Here is an 18,034-nt window from a genome sequence, read left to right on the forward strand (position 1 = left end):
GTGATATTTCGGATTCAAAGCGGCGCACCGACCTTCGATCTGGCGCGATCCAGGCCAGGGGACGCCGCGCAAGGGCCGCCAAGCCGCGTATGCGGCGCTTCGCTGGCGTGCGCTCGCGTTGTCCCCCTTCCCCTAGCGCGAAGCGCGTAGAGAGAAGGGGGAAGCCGCGCAGCGGCTCAGGGGGTTGTCGCCTGATCATTTCATTTCCAGGGGCGGTGGTAGGCGCCTAGCGTGTGCTGCTGGCCTTCTGCCACCTGGTCCAGGCTGGCCATCCAGCGTGTCTTGGGCGCGTAGCGGTGGGGGTGGGCCAGGCACTGGTCCATGGCCTCGCGCCAGACCTGGGTGACCTGCGCCACATACGCAGGGCTGCGCTGGCGGCCTTCGATCTTGATGGCGCGCACGCCCATCTTGAGCAACTGGGGCAGCAACTCCAGCGTGTTGAGGCTGGTGGGCTCTTCGATGGCGTAGTAGTTCTCGTCATCCCCCACGTCGAAACGCCCCTTGCACAGCGTAGGGTAGCCCGCGTTCTCGCCGGGCGCATAGCGGTCGATGAGCACGCCGTTCAGGCGCGACTCGCGGCCCTGCGGCGTCTCCACCCAGCGCACGGCCTTCGGGGGTGAACACACGCCGTGCGTGTTGGGCGATTCGCCGGTCACGTACGACGACAGCGCGCAGCGCCCCTCGACCATCACACACAGGCTGCCGAAGCCGAAGACTTCGATCTCGACCGGCGTGCGATCGATGACCTGGCGCACCTGCTCCATCGAGAGCACGCGCGGCAGCACGGCGCGCACGATGCCGAACTGCTCGCGGTAGAAGTTGATGGCCTCGTAGTTGGTAGCCGAGCCCTGCACCGACAGGTGCAGGCGCAGCCGGGGATGGTGCTGCACCGCGTAGTGCATGAGGCCGGGGTCGGCCAGGATGACCGCGTCCACGCCCAGGTCCACCGCCTTGTCCAGTGCGCTGCGCCACGGCCCCGGGTTGGCCGCCTGCGGGTAGGTGTTGAGCGCCATGAAGACCTTGCAGCCGCGACCATGCGCATAGGCAATGCCGTTGGCGATGGCGGCCTCGTCAAAGTTGAGGCCCGCAAAATTGCGCGCATTGGTGGCGTCGCGCAGGCCCAGATAGACGCAGTTGGCGCCGTGGTCCACAGCGGCCTTCAGGGCGGGCAAGCTGCCGGCGGGGCAGACGAGTTCCAGTCCGGGTGTTGCAGCTTCAGGCAGCACCGCCTCCATCGATTTCAGGGGTTCCATCACAAACATTCAAACGCGGGCCCCGGGCCGGGCCACAGCACTGGGCGCCACCATAATGAGGACACCCCACGCATCCGCTGATCTTCATCAACGGCGGTGCACAATTCCGGAGCAAACCAGTCGGGTTTTGATGTGGCCCGCCCCCGCAGCGCACCCCATAGCCGCCAGGCCTTGACTTGCGTCTACGCTGTCCCACTTTTCGTTCCTTCCTTTTGCCCAACCCGGGCGCTGCCCTGTCATGAACAAGAACCTGTGGCTGCTGGCACTGTGCCAAGGCCTTTTCCTCACCAACAACGTTGTCTTCATTGCCATCAATGGCCTGGTGGGCCTGCAGCTGGCGCCCTTTGGCTGGATGGCCACGCTGCCGGTGATGGGCTACGTGGTGGGCGGGGCGCTGTCCACCCCGCTGGTGGCGCGCACGCAATCGCGCTGGGGGCGCAAGGTGTCGTTCCAGATCGGGCTGGCCGTGGCCGTGGCATCGGCCGCGCTGTGTGCCTGGGCGGCGTTCAGCGCCAGCTTCTGGCTGCTGTGCACCGCTACGGTGGTGGCGGGCTACTACAGCGCCAACGGTGGCCTGTACCGCTTTGCGGCCGCCGAACTGGCCGCGCCCGACTACCGCGAAAAGGCCGTGTCGCTGGTGCTGGCCGGTGGCCTGCTGGGCGCCGTGGCAGGCCCCAACCTGGCCAGCGCCACGCGCACGCTGTTCCCGGTGCCGTTTGCGGGCGCGTACATCGCGCTCATCGGCGTGGCGCTGTTGTCCATGCTGTGCATGGCAGCCATCCGGTTCGAAGCGCAACCCGTGGTGCTCAACGCGGCGGGCCAACGCGAGCAGGGGCGCCCCCTCTCTGTACTGATGCGCCAGCCTGCCTTCATCGTGGCCATTGTGGGCGCTGCGCTGGGCTATGGGGTGATGAACCTGCTGATGGCGGCCACGCCGCTGGCCATGCAGGTGTGTGGCTTTGACTTTGATGCCTCGGCGCTGGTGCTGGAGTGGCATGTGATTGGCATGTTCGCTCCCGGCTTTGTCACCGGCCACCTCATCAAGCGGTTTGGCGTGCTGCCCATCATGGGTGCGGGGGTGTTGCTCAACTTCGCCTGCGTGGCCGTGGCGCTGATGGGTGTGGAGCTGCACCACTTTGGGATTGCGCTGTTCTTCCTGGGAGTGGGCTGGAACTTCCTGTTCACCGGCTCCACCACGCTGGCCATGACGGCCTACCGCCCTGAAGAAAAGGACCGCGCCCAGGCGGCCATCAACTTCTGCGTGTACGCCACGCTGGCGCTGAGCGCGTTCTCGTCGGGTGTGCTGGTCACCACCCAGGGCTGGACGCTGCTCAACGCCGGGTCGCTGGTGCCCATTGTGGTGACGGGGCTGGCGCTGGCCTGGCTGGGTCTGCAGCGCAAGCGCGTTTCACGCGGCGTCTGAAGGCACCTCCGCCACAGCGCCTTCTGCGGCCACCGTGGTGCGCAGCCAGTGTGCAAAGGCCGCCACCGCAGGGTCTTCCAGGCGCCCCGGCGCCACGAACAGGCTGTAGCCCCGCGCACCGCTGTCGTGGTGCGGATGGGCCAGCACCAGCTCGCCCGACTGCAGTTCACGCTCCACAAAATACCGGGGCACCAGGCCTAGCCCCAAGTCGGCGCGCACCGCCTCCACCAGCATCGAGAACAGGTCGAAACGGTGGCCACCCAACGTGTGGCCCGGAATGCGTGTGATGCCCGCACGGGCCAGCCAGTCGCCCCACGCCCCCAGGCGCGAGCTGAGCTGCAGCAGCGGCACGGCCCGAAAATCGCCGCGCTCTGTCGCGCGCCGGTGGCGCGACTGCGGTGCACACACCGCTACGCAGACCTCGGGCATCAGGGTCGCTGGCACCACGCCGGGCCAGGCCGCGTCGTCGTACTGCACAGCGACATCAAACGGGATCTCCGCCATGTAGATCTGCGTGGGGTACACCTGCAGGTGCAGGCTGCAGCCTTTGTGCTGCGCAAGGAAGGCTGGTAGCCGCGGCAGCAGCCAGCGCTCGGCAAACACCGGCACGCACCCCACCAGCAGGCGCGCGCCATCGGGCCGCTGGGCCATGGCTTCGAGCGTGTGGTTCTGCAGCCGCAGCAGGTCGCCCACGATCTGCGCGTGGTAGCGGCGGCCCACCTCGGTGAGCGTGGAGCCGCGTGCGCCGCGCTGCACAAGTTGCAGGCCCAGCTGGCCCTCCAGCAGGCGCAGCTGCTGGCTCACGGCGCTGTGCGTGAGACAGAGTTCTTCGGCGGCCTTGCTCACGCCGTGGTGGCGTGCCACGGCATCAAAAACAAGCAGGGCACGGGTGCTGGGGATGTGTTTGCGCATGTAAGAAAAACTGTCGGCTGGGCAGATTAAAGCAGAGCCCAGGGGCGGGGTTCGGTCCAACAGTTGCACGGCACTGCATGCCGGTCCATGGCTCCATCCACGATGGCTGGGCCGGCCGGTCACTCCTTCCGTTTGTGTTCGTGTTTCGCTGGATCACCATGACTCTCCCTCTCCATACCTTCCGTGCCACAGCCCTTGCGGGTGCCATGGCCCTCGCCTGCGCCGCCTTGCTGCCCGGTGCCGCCCATGCGCAGTTCGGCGCCGTGGCGCCCACACCCACCACGCTGCGTCCCGCCGTGGACAAGGCCTACGGCCAGCTCATGGCTGCGCCCCAGATCCTGCAGCTGCTTGACGCCGTGAAAGCCGACCACGACCGCGCCACCGAAGACTTGCGCATGCTCACCGAGATCGAGGCTCCGCCGTTCAAGGAACAAAGGCGCGCCGAAGCCTTTCTGGCGAGGCTCCAGGCCCTGGGCCTGACCAACGCCGCGATCGACGCCGAAGGCAACGTCGTGGGCGTGCGCAAGGGCACTGGCAACGGCCCTAAGCTGGTCATCTCGGCCCACCTGGACACCGTGTTCCCCTCCGGCACCGATGTGAAGGTGAAGGAGCGCGACGGCAAGCTCTATGCGCCCGGCATTTCCGACAACACGCGCGGCCTGGCCGTGCTGCTGTCGTGGCTCAAGGTGCTGAACGACCAGAAGATCGCCACCGTGGGCGACCTGGTGTTCGTGGGCAATGTGGGCGAGGAGGAGCTGGGCAACCTGCGCGGCATGAAGCATTTGTTCAAGGAACACCTGGACATCGACGGCATGGTGGCGCTGGAGCCCGCGCCCGATGGCACGGTACTGGTGCTGGGCACGGGCAGCCACCGCCACGAGGTGACCTTCAAGGGCCCGGGCGGCCACAGCTACGCCGCGTTTGGCGAGGTGCCCAGCGCCATCCACGGCATGGGCCGCGCCATTGCCAAGATCGCCGACATCCGCACCCCCAAGAGCCCCAAGACCACGTTCACCGTGGGCACCGTGGGCACCGTGGGCGGCGGCACATCCGTCAACACCATCGCGCCCGATGCGCGCATGGCGGTGGACATCCGCTCCGACGAAACAGCCCCGATGCTGGCCACCGAAAAGCAGGTGCTGGCCGCCGTGGACAGCGCCGTGACCGAAGAGAACGCACGCTGGGGTGTGAACACCCTGAGCGCATCGACCAAACTCATCGGCGACCGGCCCGGTGGCCGCACGGCGGCGGATTCGGTCATTGTCGAAGCGGCTGTGCGCGCCAACACGGCGTTTGGCCGCAAGACGGTACTGGCCGGTGCCAGCACCGACGCCAACGTGCCGATGTCGCTCGGCATCCCCGCCATCGTGATCGGGGGCGGCGGCAAGACGGGCGGGTTCCACGCACTGTCCGAGTGGATTGACCTGACGGACGCCTGGAAGGGTGCTCAGACCTCGCTGGTCACGGTGCTGGGGCTGGTGGGGGTGCAGGGTGTGAGTGCACCGCTGCTGAACAAGCGCCCACCCCGCACCAAGTAGTTGCGCGGCAGCGGGGCGCCCCCTCAGCGACACACACCAGCCTGGGAGTGGAGCGGGCCGTGGATGGCTGTTGCCGCGTGCCCTGCCGGTCAGGGTCCGCAGCACCACAATTCACGATTGTTGACATGAAGGAGACGCCAAGGTGCGTACCATGGGTGGTTCCGTCCGGGGCGGCGCACCGCCGTCCTTTATCCCTCTGCAGGAGAACACCATGGGTTTGCTCGATTCCGTTCTGGGTGCCGTTATCAACAATGCATCGCAAGGCGGCAATGGCGCCGCTGCAGCCGGTGGGGCCGGGAGTGGCCTGGGCGGCTTGATCAGCCTGGCTGCGCAGAACCCGCAGCTGGTGCAGGCCGTGATGTACCTGATCAGCAACGACGGCCCGGTGGGTGGTCTGCCGGGGCTGATGGCCAAGTTTCAGCAGGCGGGGCTGGGCAATGTGATTGCGTCCTGGCTGAGCGCGGGGCCGAACCAGGCGATCTCGGGTGAGCAGTTGTCCAACGTGCTGGGCAGCGGCCCGCTGTCGCAGATCGCGTCGCAACTGGGCGTAGGCCCCGGCGCTGCAGCAGGCCAGCTGGCCCAGGTGCTGCCGGGCCTGATCGACCAGCTCAGCCCGCGCGGCGAGGCGCCGCAGGGCGGGTTTGGCACCTCGAACGACCTGTTCGGAATGCTGGGCGGATTGTTGCAAAAATGATAGCTGCTTGCGCTTGATAGATAAGCGCTGGCGGCCATTTTGGCTTGAAATTTTGGGTAACCGCGACGACCCGGCTACCTCACTGCCGGACAGCGCCGAACCAGCCACTGCTGCAGCAGGTCGAACACCGGCTCGGCCAGTTCCGGGCTTTCATTGAACAGCTCGTGGAACAGGGGTTCAAAGCAGTGTGCATGCACGGCGGCCTTGGGGGCTGCGGCCGCAAAGGCACGGCTGCCCGCAGGGTGGACCAGCTTGTCGCTGCCCGCCCACATCAGTAACGTGGGCACGCTCCAGTGCGCGGCGCGGGCTACGGTGGCGGCGCCGCCGTTGGCGATGAAGCGGGCCAGGCGGGCGCTGATGCGGTCGTGGCACAGCGGGTCGGCCAGGTAGGCCGCGACCACGGCCGGGTCGTGCGAGAGGTACTGCGCATCGAGCCCATTGCCCACGCGCAGGTTGGGTGCGATGCGCGGCAGCGTGGCCAGCAGCAGCTTTTGCACGGCGCCCAGGCCCGCATCCAGCGCGGGGGATGACAACACCAGGGCGTCCACAGGCCGTATCTTCAACGACACAAAACGCGAAGCCACAAGCCCGCCCATGCTGTGGCCCAGCAGCACCAGGGGCTGGCCTGCGGGCATGCGGGCGCGCGTGGCGTCCACCAGGTCGGCCAGGTCATCCAGCAGGCGCAGGTCCGAAGTGAGGCCACCACGCGGCCCGCCGGATTCGCCGTGACCATACTGGTCGTAACCCCGCACGGCAAAACCCCAGTCGTTGAGGCGGCGGGCCACCGCGTCGTAGCGGCCCACATGTTCGCCCAGGCCATGCACCAGCAGCACGGTGCCTCGGCAGGGCTCGCCCTCGGGCAGGGGCCAGTCCTGCACGGCCAGGTTTTCGCCGTCGCTGGCGGTGAAGGTGGTGAGGGTGGAGGGAGCGAGTTCGTCGGCGTCGAGGGTCATGGTGAAAGGGCTGGCACGGACAAGGGAGCAGAACGCGGATCAGGCGGGGCGCAACACGGGGGATGCCGAGCAAGGGCCGCCCCGCAGCGAGGGCATCGTCCCCCTTCCCGAAGTCGCGCAGCGACTTCGAGAGAAGGGGGAAGGCGCGCAGCGACTCAGGGGGTTGTACCCGAGCTTTCCGCCATGCCTGCAATCACCTGCGCCACGGCGGCGGTGAGCTTTTTTGCGTAGGGCACATGCAGGAATTCATTGGGGCCGTGGGCGTTGCTCTTGGGGCCGAGCACACCACACACCATCATCTGCGCGGTGGGGAAGCCTTCGCTGAGCATGTTCATGAGCGGGATGGTGCCGCCCTGGCCGATGTAGCCGCAGGGTGCGCCGAAGTGGGCCTGCGAGGCTTCGTTGAGTGCCTGTTCGAACCAGGGCGTGGTGGCGGGGGCGTTCCAGCCTGTGGCGCCGCTCGTGCCCTGGAAGGTGACCTTGGCCTGGTAGGGCGCGTTGTCTTCGAGCAGGGCTTTCAGCTCCTGCACGGCGGCGGCGGCGTCCACCAAGGGCGGCAGGCGCAGGCTGAGCTTGAAGGCGGTGTAAGGGCGCAGCACATTGCCTGCGTCCTGCAGGGCCGGGAAGCCTTCGGCGCCGGTCACGCTCAGCGTGGGCTCCCAGGTGCGCTTGAGCAGGGCCTGCAGCGGGTCGGTGGTGGTGGGCAATGCAAAGGTGGTGGAGCCGCCGCAGTCGTAGTGCGCCCAGGGGAAGCGCTTGTACACCTCTTCGCCCAGGATGCCCGCCGTGGCGCGGGCCTGGGCCAGGCGGTCGGCAGGCACTTCGCAATGAAAGCTCTGGGGCAGGAGACGGCCGGTGGCGCTGTCTTCGAGCCGGTCGAGCACCTGCCGCATGATGCGGAACGACGAGGGCACCAGGCCCGAGGCGTCACCGGAGTGGATGCCTTCGGTGAGGATCTCGACCTTGAGCGTGCCGGTGGCCATGCCGCGCAGGCTGGTGGTGAGCCACAGCTGGTCGTAATTGCCGGCGCCCGAGTCCAGGCACACCACCAGTGCCACGTTGCCCATGCGGGGCTTGAGGGCGTCGATGTAGGGCAGCAGGTCGCGCGAGCCGCTTTCCTCGCAGGTCTCAATCAAGCCCACGATGCGCGGGTGGGGCACGTTCTGGCGCTTGAGCTCCTGCACGGCGGCGATGCTGGCATAGACCGCGTAGCCGTCATCAGCGCCGCCCCGGCCATAGAGCTTGCCGTCCTCGTACTTGGGCGTCCAAGGGCCGAGGTCGTTGCGCCAGCCACTGAACTCGGGTTGCTTGTCCAGGTGGCCGTACATCAGCACGGTGTCGGTTGCGCCGACCTGTGTGGCGTCGATTTCAAAAAACAGCACGGGGGTGCGGCCTTCCAGGCGCACGATTTCGAGCGTGAGGCCTTCAACCTTCTGCGACTCGACCCACGCGGCGGCGTTGCGCACCACGGTGTCGAGCAGGCCCTGCTCGGCCCAGTCGGGCGAGAACATGGGCGACTTGGCGGGGATGGCGATGTAGTCGGTGAGCTGGCGAACAATGTCGTTGTCCCAGGCTTGGCTGACCCGTTCGAGGGCCAGGGCGGGTTGCAGGGCGTGGGCGGGGACTCGGGCGTTCATGGGCAGCTCTCCTGAATACGGCGGATCTTGTGGACCGAAACCAGCATTCCAACACAACGCCTGTGCGGGCGCCATGGCAGGTATCCATACACCCGCGACATAGTCTGGCAGCGCTGTGGCAGGGGGCGCAGCTCTTCTTCGGGTGGGTGTGCCCGGCGCTCCTGTGAACTTCTGGAACGTCAATACCGGGAAACGGGATGCGTGTCGGGATCGGCCTGCGCCGCCGCCAGGGAGGCGGGGCGCCGCAGGCTGGTGGACACCTCCACCCGGTTGCGGCCGTTTTCCTTGGCCTGGTAGAGCGCACGGTCGGCTGCGGCGATCAGCATGTCCCAGCTGTCGCCGGGCTCCAGCCGGCCGCCAAAGACGCCAATGCTGACCGTGACGGCGATGCCCAGGGCCGCGTCGGTGGTTGCATCTGGCGCGGCCCCGCCCACTGCGCGGATGCGGCAGCGCGATTCCTCCACCGCCTTGCACAGTTCCCGCGCCAGCTGCTCGGCCCCCAGCAACGTGGTGTCGGGCAGCACCACCATGAATTCCTCACCCCCGTAGCGGCCCACCAGGTCCTGCGCCCGCACGCGCTCGCTCAGCACATTGACCACGCTGCACAGCACCTGGTCACCGGCGGGGTGCCCGTAGCGGTCGTTGACCCGCTTGAAGTGGTCGATGTCCACCATCATGAGCGCGATGGATTCGCGCGAGCGCACGGCGCGCGAGACGTCGCGGTCCAGCGCCGCGATCAGCGAGCGGCGGTTGGCCACGCCGGTGAGCGGGTCCAGCGCCGCCATGATGCGGTTGTTCTCGTCGGCACGGTCGCGTGACATGAACACAAATCCCATGGAGCTGATGAGCACCACAGAAAACGTGGCCATGAAGGTCAGCGTCTGCAGCAGGCTGCCCTGGAGGATGCTGGTGGCCGTCTGGCTTTCGCCCAATGCCAGCAGCGCGCGGCCGCCCAGCACCAGGGCCTCCAGGCCCAGCCCGGCCACCAGCAGCCACTGCCCGCGCCCCACGGTGGCATGGCGGCGCTCCAGGGCCGCCACCAGAGCCCACACGGCCTGCAGCCCGATGACCAGGCCCACAAAACTCGCGCGCGCCGGAAAGTTGTCGATAGACACGATGACAAAACACGTGACCAGCGCCGACGGTGTGAGCAGCAGCAGCCACCGTGGCGGGCGCCCCTGGAACTGGTAAATCGCGGCGATCATCCCCACAAACACGCAGGACAGCAGCAGGTTGCCCAACACGATGGACACCACATCCGGCACCAGGCCCCGCAGCATGATCAGCAAATGCCCGACGGCATTGACCATCAGGGCGGCCGCCCACCGCCCCAGGCCATCGCGCCGACGCCCCCAGCCCACCACAGCCATGGAGGCGGCCATCATGAGCGAACTCACGATGATCATGACCAGCATGGTGGGAACGTGGGCGGCCATGGATGGGGGTGGGCGGTGTGGTGGGGGGTTTCAGATCAGCATAAACGAAGGTCTGCAGACCGCAAACCGCCAGATGACCACGCGCCCCCGCCGCACAGCCGATTGGTCGGGTGCAGTGGGCTATTGCAACTGGGCGGGTGCGCGCGCGCCACTGCCGGGGGCGTGCACCGCATCGCCCTCGCCCGTTTGTGCCATGGGCGCGGCCAGGGCCGCGCGCTGGGTGTAGCCGATACCGCCACCGGCCGCGCCCTCGGCCCGCGAGAGCTTGAACACCTGCACCGCCCCCGCCAGGCGGGATGCCTGCTCCCGCAGGCTTTGGGCTGCGGCGGCGGATTCCTCCACCAGGGCAGCGTTCTGCTGTGTCATCTGGTCCAGTTGGTTCACGGCAGTGTTGACCTGGCCGATGCCGTCGGACTGCTCGCTCGATGCCGCTGTGATCTCACCAATGATGTCGCCCACGCGTTTGACCGAGCCCACGATCTCGTCCATGGTGGTGCCCGCGTTCTGCACCAGGCGTGCGCCCGATTCCACCCGCTCCACCGAGGCGCCGATGAGCGCCTTGATCTCGCGCGCGGCCTCGGCACTGCGCCCTGCCAGACTGCGGACCTCGCTGGCCACCACGGCAAAGCCCCGGCCCTGTTCGCCAGCACGGGCAGCTTCCACTGCCGCATTCAGCGCGAGGATGTTGGTCTGGAAGGCAATCGAATCGATGACGCCGATGATGTCGGCGATCTTGCGCGAGCTTTGGTTGATGTCGCCCATGGTGGTCACCACCTCGCCCACCACCTGGCCACCGCGTGCGGCCACGGCGGCGGCGGTGCTGGCCAGCTGGTTGGCCTGGCGCGCGGCGTCGGCCGACTGGCGCACCGTGGAGGTGAGGTGCTCCATGCTCTGCGCGGTCTGCGCGAGGCTGCTGGCCGTGGCCTCGGTGCGGGCCGACAGGTCCTGGTTGCCGCTGGCGATCTCGGCGCTGGCGGTGGTGATGCTGTCCACCGCCGTTCGCACCTGCTGCAGCATCTGCGTGTAGCGCTGGCGCATGCCTTCCACCTCCTGCACCAGCGCGCCGATTTCGTCGCGCCGCGTGGTGCGGAATTCTTCGGTCAGGTCGCCCTGCGCTACCAGGGTGATGGCCTGGGTCAGGTCCTGCAGCGGGCGGCTTACGCCCCGGCGCAGCATGAGGAACAGGCCAACGGCCAGCAGCACCACGGCCACGGCCATCAACCCCCACACGGCGAGCGTGACGCGGCGCTGGCTGGCCATGGCCTCGCCATCGGCCACCTCGGCCACCACCCACCAGCCACCGCCGGTCTTGCGCACCAGGGCCCAGGGGTCTTCGGCGCCTGCGCCCAACACGGGGGCGGCTTCACGAACAAAGCCGTCGGGCGATGCGGCCAGGGCTTCAAAAAACGGGCGGGCCTGGGGGTAGGCCTCCAGCACACGCTTGCCGCGTGCAGTGGGGTGGTACACAAACACCGCCTTGTCGAGCGAGGTGCCGGGGTTGATCACGTACGTGCCGCCATGCTCGAAGAATTTGGTCTGCGTGACCTGCTTTTGCAGCATGGCGTGGAACACGCTGATGTCGTTGCCGATGAACAGCAGCGCAATCACCTTGCCCGATGCATCCTTGGCGGGCAGGTAGTGGCCCATGAAGGGCTTGCCGCCCACCACGGTGACGCCGGTGTAGGGCTCGCCCTTGGACACGGTGGCATAGGCCGGGTCGTCCTTGCCCAGCGGCGTGCCCTGCTGGCGCGCGCCCTGTTCGTTCTTGACCGAGGTGGTGATGCGCACGAAGTCATCGCCCTTCTTGGCGAACACGGTGGCGATACCGCCGGTCTCGCTGGCGAACTTGTCGACCGAGCCGTAGTCCTCGTTCACCAGCGCGCCGTAGCTGCGCAGCTCGCCCGTGGCTTCGTCGAGCTGCATGGTGGCCTCGAAGTAGCGCTGGAAGCCCTTCATGGTGAGCTGCACCAGCTCGCGGTTGGTGTTGTCGGCAGCGTCCAGCGACTGCGCCACGCTCTGCGCGGTGTCGCCCACACTGGAGGCGACCAGGGCGCGGGTGCTGCGCTCGGTCAGCACGGCAATGGCCAGCCCCACCAGCACCAGCACCAGGGCCACCAGCGCAATGGCGGTCAGCGTGACCTGGCGCGCGACGGAACGGTTGTTGGCAAGGGAAGCAGCCATGCAGTGTGTCTCCTGGAGATTGAAAGCCCAAAGCCGGCTGTCGCCGGTCTGCGGTCACTCTACGTCCAGAGGCTTGTTACATTTATTCACGCATTCCCTTACGCAAAGCTGCGTACCTCAACGCCGCCGATGTGTGAGTCATGGCCTGCGAAACTGGCACTGCCCGAGCCGAGGACGCCGAGCCAGGGCCGCCCCACAACGAAGGCGTAGGGGGAAGGCGCAAAGCGACTCAGCGGATATTCCCAGTCATCCAGCCCAGGCCTTGCGAGGTGCCCGCTGCGGGCCGGTATTCGCAGCCGACCCAGCCGCCGTAGCCCAACGCGTCGATGGTGTCGAAGAGAAAGGGGTAGTTCAGCTCCCCCCGGTCCGGCTCGTTGCGCCCGGGCACACCGGCAATCTGAACATGCGCCACCCGGCCCGTGGGCAGGTACTGGTGCAGCTTGGTGGCCACGTCACCTTCCACGATCTGGCAGTGGTAGAGGTCCATCAGCACCTTGAGGTTGGGGGCCTGCGCCGCATCGAGCAGCTCGTGCGCGTGATCCTGCCGGTTCAGAAAGTAGCGCGGCATGTCGCGCAGGTTGATGGGCTCGATGAGGATGTCGCACCCCGCGCCCGCAGCCTCGGCCGCCGCCCAGCGCAGGTTGCCAACGCACAGGTCCTTGAGGGATTCGCGCTCCACGCCGGGCGGCACGATGCCCGAGAGCACGTGGATGCGCGGGCAGCCCAGCACCTCGGCATAGCGCAGGGCTTCTTGCACGCCCGCGCGGAACTCGGTCTCATGCCCAGGCAGCGCTGCGGTGCCGCGCGCGTTCTGGTCCCACGCCGCCGCCATGCGGCTGCGGTCGGTGCCGCCAGGCGGGGCATTGAACAGCACCAGCTGCAGGCCGTTGTCCGCAAGCCGGGCCGCCACCTCGACGGGCTCGAAGGCATAGGGAAACAAGAACTCCACCGCCGTGAACCGGTCGCGCGCCGCAGCGGCAAAGCGGTCCAGAAACGGCAGCTCGGTGTACATCAGGCTCAGGTTGGCGGCAAACTGGGGCATGGCGGGCGCGGGCGGAAGGTGGAATCAGAGCGCAGCAGCTTATCGTGCAGCATCGGGGCCAGCAGCCCTTGACAAGCCTCAACCAGGCGCCATCCATGAAAAAATATGAGTCAAATTGGCATCTAGCGCTTAATGGATAAGCGTTAAAAGCTATTAATTTGATAGTATTTTGCTCTCCTACCAGGACACCCAATGCGCATCGGAGAACTCGCCCAACGCACCGGCACCACGCCCAAGGCCATCCGGCTGTACGAGTCCCGGGGCCTGCTGGGCACGGTGGCGCGTGCGGGCAGCTACCGCCACTATGGCGAGGCCGATGTAGCCCGCGTGTTGCTGATCCGCCAGGCCCAGGCGCTGGGCTTTCGGCTGTCGGAGCTGGATGGCCTGCCCCACATCGACACCGCTGCAGGCTGGGAACGCATGGCCCAGCTGGTGGCCGGGCGGCGGGCCGCCGTGGCGCAGGAGCTGGCGCGCCTGTCAGCGCTGGACGCGCAGCTGGCCCTGTTGGAAGCCGAGCTGCACACCTGCGACACGCTGGCAGTGCCCGTGGCACCCGAAGCCTGCGCTGCGCCCTCCACACTGGCGGTGGCACCTCCAGCGCACAACCCCGCGCAATTTGGTGCAGCTACTACGGCGGGCGCTGCGAGATTCACCGCGACTTGACCTGACCGCTTGACTCTGCCCCGTGGGGCAGGGTGACCATGGCGCCATCAACAACACCGTGATGGAGCGTCTGTGGCAGAGCAACAAAACATTCTGGTCATCCTGGGCCATCCCGCCATCGACAGCCTGTGCGCTGGCATGGCACGCGCGTATGCCGACGGCGCGCAACGAGCAGGGGCCACAGTGCGGTTTCTGGACGTGGGGCAGCTGGCGTTCAACCCCTTGTTTCAGGGCTACGGCGCTGCCCAGCCGCTGGAGCCTGACCTGCTGGCCGCGCAAGCCGACATCACCTGGGCGCACCACCTGGTCTGGGTCTACCCCATCTGGTGGGGCGCCATGCCCGCGTTGCTCAAGGGTTTTATCGACCGCGTGCTGCTGCCCGGCTATGCCTTCAAGTACCGCAAAGGCTCATCACTGTGGGACAAGCTGCTGGCAGGCCGCTCGGCCGAGCTGCTGGTGACCATGGACTCGCCGCCCTGGTACTTCCGCTGGGTCACACGCATGCCGGGGCACCACCAGATGAAGAAGGCCATCCTGGAGTTCTGCGGCATCAGCCCCGTGCAGGTGCACAGCTTTGGCCCGGTGCGCAGCGCCAGCACCGAGCGGCTGGCGCAGTGGGTGGAAAAGGCGCGGCAACTGGGGCAGCGCCAGGGGGCACGCTCCGCGCCGGGTAAGCCGCGCCCGGCACCCGTCACTTCGTCGCCGTGAATGCTTGAACGGCAGCTCGGCCCACGGCCGGGTCATCGGTGAAGAAGCCGTCGATGCCTGCGCGCAGATAGGCCGTGATCTCGCCCACGCTGTCGCCGCGCACGGTGCCATCGGTGGCGGGCGCCTTTTTCAGCCCGGCGGGCAGAAAGGCGTTTTCGGGCCGCAGCGTCCAGATGTGTGCGCCCAGGCCTTCGGCGCGGGCGCGCGCCACCAGCGTCGTGGGCTCTCCGGGAACGCCGTCCTTGACCGGCACCACCAGCGTCTTGAAGGGGCCGATGGCATTGGCATAGGTGGCCACCTGCTTGAGGCCCTCGGGCGTGATGAGGTCGGCATAAGCGCGCGTGTTGGCCGCGCCCTGGGCCACAAAGTCATACGGCCGGCCCGAGGGCGCCACCAGCTGCACCAGGCGCACGCTGCTGAGCTTGCGGATCGCCTGCAGGTTGCTGACCTCGAAGGACTGCACGAACACGGGCGCATCTTTGTGGTTCCAGCCGTTTTTCTCCAGCACGGCCAGCAGCGGCGCCTCCAGCGGCTGGCCGATGGACTGGAAGTAGGTGGGGTGTTTGGTCTCGGGGTAGATGCCGATGGTGCGACCGGTCTTGGCCGTCGCCGCCTTGGCCAGGTCGATCACCTCCTGCAGCGTAGGCACCTCGAACTGGCCGTTGTAGGCCACGTTGGCCGGGCGCTGTGCAGGGATGCGCTCGCGGGCGCGCAGGGTTTTGAGCTCGGCCAGCGTGAAGTCTTCGGTGAACCAGCCGGTGATGGCCTGGCCGTCGATGGTCTTGGTGGCCTTGCGCGCGGCGAACTCGGGGCGGTCCACCACGTCGGTGGTGGCTTCCTTCACCGAGCCGTCGGCGCCCAGGATGGCAATCGCGTTCTCGTGCCGCGCCACCAGCACGCCGTCCTTGGTGATGACCAGGTCGGGCTCGATGATGTCGGCGCCGTCGTCAATGGCCTGCTGGTACGCGGCGAGTGTGTGCTCGGGCCGCAGCGCCGAAGCGCCCCGGTGGGCGATGACGGTGGGGGTGGGTGGCCAGGCCTGGGCCACGGCGCCCAGCGCCCAGGTGGTCAACAGCGCGGCAGCGGTCACTGCGCGCAGTGCAATGCGTTTCATGCGGGTCTCCTACAAACGGAGACCGCACCTTAGCCGATGCGCTTGACAGCGTCGTGTCGCGAGGAGGCCTACGCGTGTTCGAAGTGAAAAACGGCCGTGCCCGCGCGTGCATTAGGCAGCCAGCGCACCTCTTGCCCGTCCTGCAGCCCGAAGGAGTCGAGGATGCGCAGGCTGTTCTTGGTGGCCAGCACTTCGAAGTCTTTGTAGGTACCCACGCGGATGTTGGGCGTGTCGTACCACTGGTAGGGCAGGCGCCGCGTCACGGGCATGCGTCCGCGCAAGATGGACAGGCGGTTGGGCCAGTGCGCAAAGTTGGGGAAGGCCACCACGCCGGTGCGCCCCACACGCGCCGTCTCGCGCAGCATGGTTTCGGCATTGCGCAGGTGCTGCAGCGTGTCGATCTGCAGCACCACGTCAAAGCTGTTGTCGTCGAACATGGCCAGCCCCTCGTCGAGGTTGAGCTGGATCACATCCACCCCGCGCTGCACGCAGGCCAGCACGTTGGCGTCGTCGATCTCCACGCCATAGCCGCTGCAGCCGCGCTCGCGCTGCAGGTAGTCGAGCATGGCGCCGTTGCCACAGCCCAGGTCGAGCACGCGCGAGCCGGGGGGCACCAGGCGCGCCAAGGCTTGCATCGCCGCTTTTTCGGTCATGGTTGCAACTCCTTGGCAATGCTATCAAAATAAGAGCGCATGACGCCCATGTACCGGGCGTCATCGAGCAAAAAGGCATCGTGCCCGTGGGGCGCGTCGATCTCGGCGTAGCTCACGCTGCGGCGGTTATCGAGCAGGGCCTTCACGATCTCGCGGCTGCGCTTGGGGGAAAAACGCCAGTCGGTGGTGAAACTCACGAGCAGGAACCTGGCCTGCGCCCGGGCCAGGGCGCGCGTGAGGTTGCCGGCGTGGGTGCGCGCGGGGTCGAAGTAGTCCAGCGCGCGGGTGATCAGCAGATAGGTGTTGGCGTCGAAGTAGTCGCTGAACTTGTCGCCCTGGTAGCGCAAGTAGCTCTCGATCTGGAACTCGATGTCTTGCGTGCTGTATTTGAGCTCCAGGCCTTCTCGCAGCTGGCGGCCGAATTTCTCGTTCATCACATCGTCGCTCAGGTAAGTGATGTGGCCGATCATGCGGGCGATGCGCAGGCCACGCTTGGGGATCACGCCGTGGCGGTAAAAGTGGCCGCCGTGGAAGTCCGGGTCGGTCACGATGGCGCGGCGGGCCACTTCGTTGAAGGCGATGTTCTCGGCTGTGAGGTTGGGCGCGCTGGCCACGACCACCGCGTGGCGCATGCGTTCGGGGTACTGCAGCGTCCAGCTCAATGCCTGCATGCCGCCCAGGCTGCCACCCAGCACAGCCGCCAGTTGCTGGATGCCCAGGCGGTCGAGCAGGCGGGCCTGGGCATTGACCCAGTCTTCCACCGTGACCACGGGGAAGTCCGCGCCATAGACCTCGCCCGTATCGGGATGGTTGTGCATGGGGCCGGTGGAGCCAAAGCAGGAGCCCAGGTTGTTCACGCCGATCACGAAGAATCGGTCGGTGTCCACGGGCTTGCCGGGGCCGATCATGTTGTCCCACCAGCCCTCGCTCTTGTCCTGCCCGGCATAGACGCCCGCCACATGGTGCGAGGCATTGAGGGCGTGGCACACGAGCACGGCGTTCGAGCGGTCGGCATTGAGCGTGCCATAGGTCTCGTAGGCCAGGTGGTAGTCGCGGATGGACGCACCGCTTTGCAGCGGGAGCACCTCCGGAAAATGCATGGACTGGGGCGTGGCAAAAAACGACATAAAAAAACCCGGCGTCGCTAAAAACGAGGCCGGGCGGATGTGTCGGACGGGTCTTTAGCAGGATTTATAAAGCGCCCGCAAGCTGTGGCAAATCGGCGCGTCTGGCAAATATACCAAAACGGCCGCTGCTGCTCACCCGGCGGGTGTGAAGATCGCCACCAGCCCCAGCACCAGAAAAATCACCGCCGAGACCACATGGACGGCGCGAATGGGCACGCGGCGAGTGATGCGCTCGCCCAGCCATACCACCGGCGCGTTGGCGATCATCATGCCGAGCGTGGTGCCCGCCACCACCCACAGGTAGGCGTTGTACTGCGCGGCCAGCATGACGGTGGCGATCTGGGTCTTGTCGCCCATCTCGGCCAGGAAGAATGCGACCACGGTGGTGCCAAACACACCCCAGCGCGGCGATCCGTCGGCTTCGCCTTCGTCCAGCTTGTCGGGGATCAGCATCCAAACCGCCATGGCGATGAACGACGCACCCAGGATCCAGCGCAGTACCTGGGGGCCGAGGAACGTGGTCACCCAGGCACCCAAAGCCCCGGCCAGGCCGTGGTTCACCAGGGTCGCCACCAGAATGCCAAGCACGATCGGCCAGGGTTTGCGAAAACGTGCGGCCAGCACGAGCGCGAGCAGCTGCGTCTTGTCGCCCATCTCGGCGAGCGCGACGATGGCGGTAGAAATGAAGAAGGCTTCCATG

16 protein-coding genes are annotated in these 18,034 nt (G+C 67.2%); 5 read left to right on the forward strand and 11 right to left on the reverse strand.

The genetic code is table 11. The features are described from left to right. Positions 1 to 200: 200 nt before the first annotated feature. Entirely contained in the window at positions 201 to 1,235 is a 1,035-nt protein-coding gene (locus tag EXV95_RS16085; protein WP_176889074.1) for a peptidase U32 family protein, read from the reverse strand. 256 nt (positions 1,236 to 1,491) lie between these two features. Here EXV95_RS16085 and EXV95_RS16090 point away from each other — a divergent pair, with 256 nt between their 5' ends. Then, positions 1,492 to 2,676 carry an MFS transporter gene (locus EXV95_RS16090; protein ID WP_176887604.1) on the forward strand — a complete coding sequence of 395 codons (1,185 nt, stop codon included), beginning with the start codon at positions 1,492 to 1,494 and terminating at the stop codon, positions 2,674 to 2,676. Here the strand turns inward: EXV95_RS16090 and EXV95_RS16095 are convergent. Next, positions 2,662 to 3,588 carry a LysR family transcriptional regulator gene (locus EXV95_RS16095; RefSeq protein WP_176887605.1) on the reverse strand — a complete coding sequence of 309 codons (927 nt, stop codon included), beginning with the start codon at positions 3,586 to 3,588 and terminating at the stop codon, positions 2,662 to 2,664. The two genes, EXV95_RS16090 and EXV95_RS16095, sit on opposite strands and share 15 nt — an antisense overlap. A gap of 158 nt (positions 3,589 to 3,746) precedes the next feature. Between EXV95_RS16095 and EXV95_RS16100 the strand changes: the two genes are divergently transcribed. Together EXV95_RS16100 and EXV95_RS16105 are read left to right on the forward strand one after the other, a co-directional pair. Continuing rightward, positions 3,747 to 5,126, forward strand: a complete 1,380-nt coding sequence (locus tag EXV95_RS16100; protein WP_176887606.1) for a M20/M25/M40 family metallo-hydrolase — start codon at positions 3,747 to 3,749, stop codon at positions 5,124 to 5,126. 211 nt (positions 5,127 to 5,337) lie between these two features. Continuing rightward, positions 5,338 to 5,820, forward strand: coding sequence for a YidB family protein (locus tag EXV95_RS16105; RefSeq protein ID WP_176887607.1), 483 nt, complete (start codon positions 5,338 to 5,340; stop codon positions 5,818 to 5,820). 74 nt (positions 5,821 to 5,894) lie between these two features. On the opposite strand, the gene EXV95_RS16110 is transcribed toward EXV95_RS16105, so the two are convergent. From EXV95_RS16110 to otnI, 5 genes are all read right to left on the reverse strand, one after another. Beyond that, a complete protein-coding gene (locus EXV95_RS16110) occupies positions 5,895 to 6,773 on the reverse strand; it encodes an alpha/beta hydrolase (RefSeq protein ID WP_176887608.1) in 879 nt (292 codons plus the stop codon). A gap of 155 nt (positions 6,774 to 6,928) precedes the next feature. Further along, positions 6,929 to 8,410, reverse strand: coding sequence for a M20 family metallopeptidase (locus EXV95_RS16115; RefSeq protein ID WP_176887609.1), 1,482 nt, complete (start codon positions 8,408 to 8,410; stop codon positions 6,929 to 6,931). A gap of 179 nt (positions 8,411 to 8,589) precedes the next feature. Continuing rightward, positions 8,590 to 9,846: a diguanylate cyclase gene (locus EXV95_RS16120; RefSeq protein ID WP_176887610.1), complete on the reverse strand. Its 1,257-nt coding sequence runs from the start codon at positions 9,844 to 9,846 to the stop codon at positions 8,590 to 8,592. Between the two features lie 120 nt (positions 9,847 to 9,966). Next, positions 9,967 to 12,027, reverse strand: a complete 2,061-nt coding sequence (locus EXV95_RS16125; protein ID WP_176887611.1) for a methyl-accepting chemotaxis protein — start codon at positions 12,025 to 12,027, stop codon at positions 9,967 to 9,969. Between the two features lie 229 nt (positions 12,028 to 12,256). Further along, entirely contained in the window at positions 12,257 to 13,069 is an 813-nt protein-coding gene (gene otnI / locus EXV95_RS16130) for a 2-oxo-tetronate isomerase (protein ID WP_176887612.1), read from the reverse strand. A 192-nt stretch (positions 13,070 to 13,261) separates the two neighbouring features. Here otnI and EXV95_RS16135 point away from each other — a divergent pair, with 192 nt between their 5' ends. Both EXV95_RS16135 and EXV95_RS16140 read left to right on the forward strand, forming a co-directional pair. Next, positions 13,262 to 13,732, forward strand: a complete 471-nt coding sequence (locus tag EXV95_RS16135) for a MerR family transcriptional regulator (protein WP_121508094.1) — start codon at positions 13,262 to 13,264, stop codon at positions 13,730 to 13,732. A 72-nt stretch (positions 13,733 to 13,804) separates the two neighbouring features. Continuing rightward, positions 13,805 to 14,440, forward strand: coding sequence for an NAD(P)H-dependent oxidoreductase (locus EXV95_RS16140; RefSeq protein WP_176887613.1), 636 nt, complete (start codon positions 13,805 to 13,807; stop codon positions 14,438 to 14,440). Here the strand turns inward: EXV95_RS16140 and EXV95_RS16145 are convergent. The 4 genes from EXV95_RS16145 to EXV95_RS16160 all read right to left on the reverse strand — a co-directional run bounded on the left by EXV95_RS16145 (position 14,424) and on the right by EXV95_RS16160 (position 18,033). Beyond that, the gene (locus EXV95_RS16145) at positions 14,424 to 15,554 is read right to left on the reverse strand and encodes a glycerophosphodiester phosphodiesterase (RefSeq protein ID WP_176887614.1); all 1,131 of its coding nucleotides are present in this window, start codon (positions 15,552 to 15,554) and stop codon (positions 14,424 to 14,426) included. The two genes, EXV95_RS16140 and EXV95_RS16145, sit on opposite strands and share 17 nt — an antisense overlap. 68 nt (positions 15,555 to 15,622) lie before the next feature. After that, on the reverse strand, positions 15,623 to 16,207 hold the full coding sequence (gene metW / locus EXV95_RS16150; RefSeq protein ID WP_108498592.1) for a methionine biosynthesis protein MetW: 585 nt from the start codon (positions 16,205 to 16,207) through the stop codon (positions 15,623 to 15,625). After that, positions 16,204 to 17,334, reverse strand: a complete 1,131-nt coding sequence (locus EXV95_RS16155) for a homoserine O-acetyltransferase (RefSeq protein WP_142149827.1) — start codon at positions 17,332 to 17,334, stop codon at positions 16,204 to 16,206. Before EXV95_RS16155 ends, metW begins: the two co-directional genes overlap by 4 nt. A 132-nt stretch (positions 17,335 to 17,466) precedes the next feature. Then, positions 17,467 to 18,033, reverse strand: coding sequence for a TMEM165/GDT1 family protein (locus tag EXV95_RS16160; RefSeq protein WP_121421696.1), 567 nt, complete (start codon positions 18,031 to 18,033; stop codon positions 17,467 to 17,469). Position 18,034: the final 1 nt, after the last annotated feature.

Origin of the sequence: Acidovorax sp. JMULE5, from assembly GCF_013376875.1 — a bacterium.
Taxonomy (GTDB): Bacteria; Pseudomonadota; Gammaproteobacteria; order Burkholderiales; family Burkholderiaceae_C; genus Acidovorax; species Acidovorax facilis.

Bases quoted from the DNA above. Each gene is read 5' to 3' on its own strand.
- EXV95_RS16110 (WP_176887608.1), bottom strand. From the start codon at position 6,773: ATGACCCTCGACGCCGACGAACTCGCTCCCTCCACCCTCACCACCTTC.
- EXV95_RS16105 (WP_176887607.1), top strand. From the start codon at position 5,338: ATGGGTTTGCTCGATTCCGTTCTGGGTGCCGTTATCAACAATGCATCG.
- otnI (WP_176887612.1), bottom strand. From the start codon at position 13,069: ATGCCCCAGTTTGCCGCCAACCTGAGCCTGATGTACACCGAGCTGCCG.
- metW (WP_108498592.1), bottom strand. From the start codon at position 16,207: ATGACCGAAAAAGCGGCGATGCAAGCCTTGGCGCGCCTGGTGCCCCCC.
- EXV95_RS16095 (WP_176887605.1), bottom strand. From the start codon at position 3,588: ATGCGCAAACACATCCCCAGCACCCGTGCCCTGCTTGTTTTTGATGCC.
- EXV95_RS16125 (WP_176887611.1), bottom strand. From the start codon at position 12,027: ATGGCTGCTTCCCTTGCCAACAACCGTTCCGTCGCGCGCCAGGTCACG.
- EXV95_RS16160 (WP_121421696.1), bottom strand. From the start codon at position 18,033: ATGGAAGCCTTCTTCATTTCTACCGCCATCGTCGCGCTCGCCGAGATG.
- EXV95_RS16090 (WP_176887604.1), top strand. From the start codon at position 1,492: ATGAACAAGAACCTGTGGCTGCTGGCACTGTGCCAAGGCCTTTTCCTC.
- EXV95_RS16085 (WP_176889074.1), bottom strand. From the start codon at position 1,235: ATGGAGGCGGTGCTGCCTGAAGCTGCAACACCCGGACTGGAACTCGTC.
- EXV95_RS16115 (WP_176887609.1), bottom strand. From the start codon at position 8,410: ATGAACGCCCGAGTCCCCGCCCACGCCCTGCAACCCGCCCTGGCCCTC.
- EXV95_RS16135 (WP_121508094.1), top strand. From the start codon at position 13,262: ATGCGCATCGGAGAACTCGCCCAACGCACCGGCACCACGCCCAAGGCC.
- EXV95_RS16120 (WP_176887610.1), bottom strand. From the start codon at position 9,846: ATGGCCGCCCACGTTCCCACCATGCTGGTCATGATCATCGTGAGTTCG.
- EXV95_RS16155 (WP_142149827.1), bottom strand. From the start codon at position 17,334: ATGTCGTTTTTTGCCACGCCCCAGTCCATGCATTTTCCGGAGGTGCTC.
- EXV95_RS16100 (WP_176887606.1), top strand. From the start codon at position 3,747: ATGACTCTCCCTCTCCATACCTTCCGTGCCACAGCCCTTGCGGGTGCC.
- EXV95_RS16145 (WP_176887614.1), bottom strand. From the start codon at position 15,554: ATGAAACGCATTGCACTGCGCGCAGTGACCGCTGCCGCGCTGTTGACC.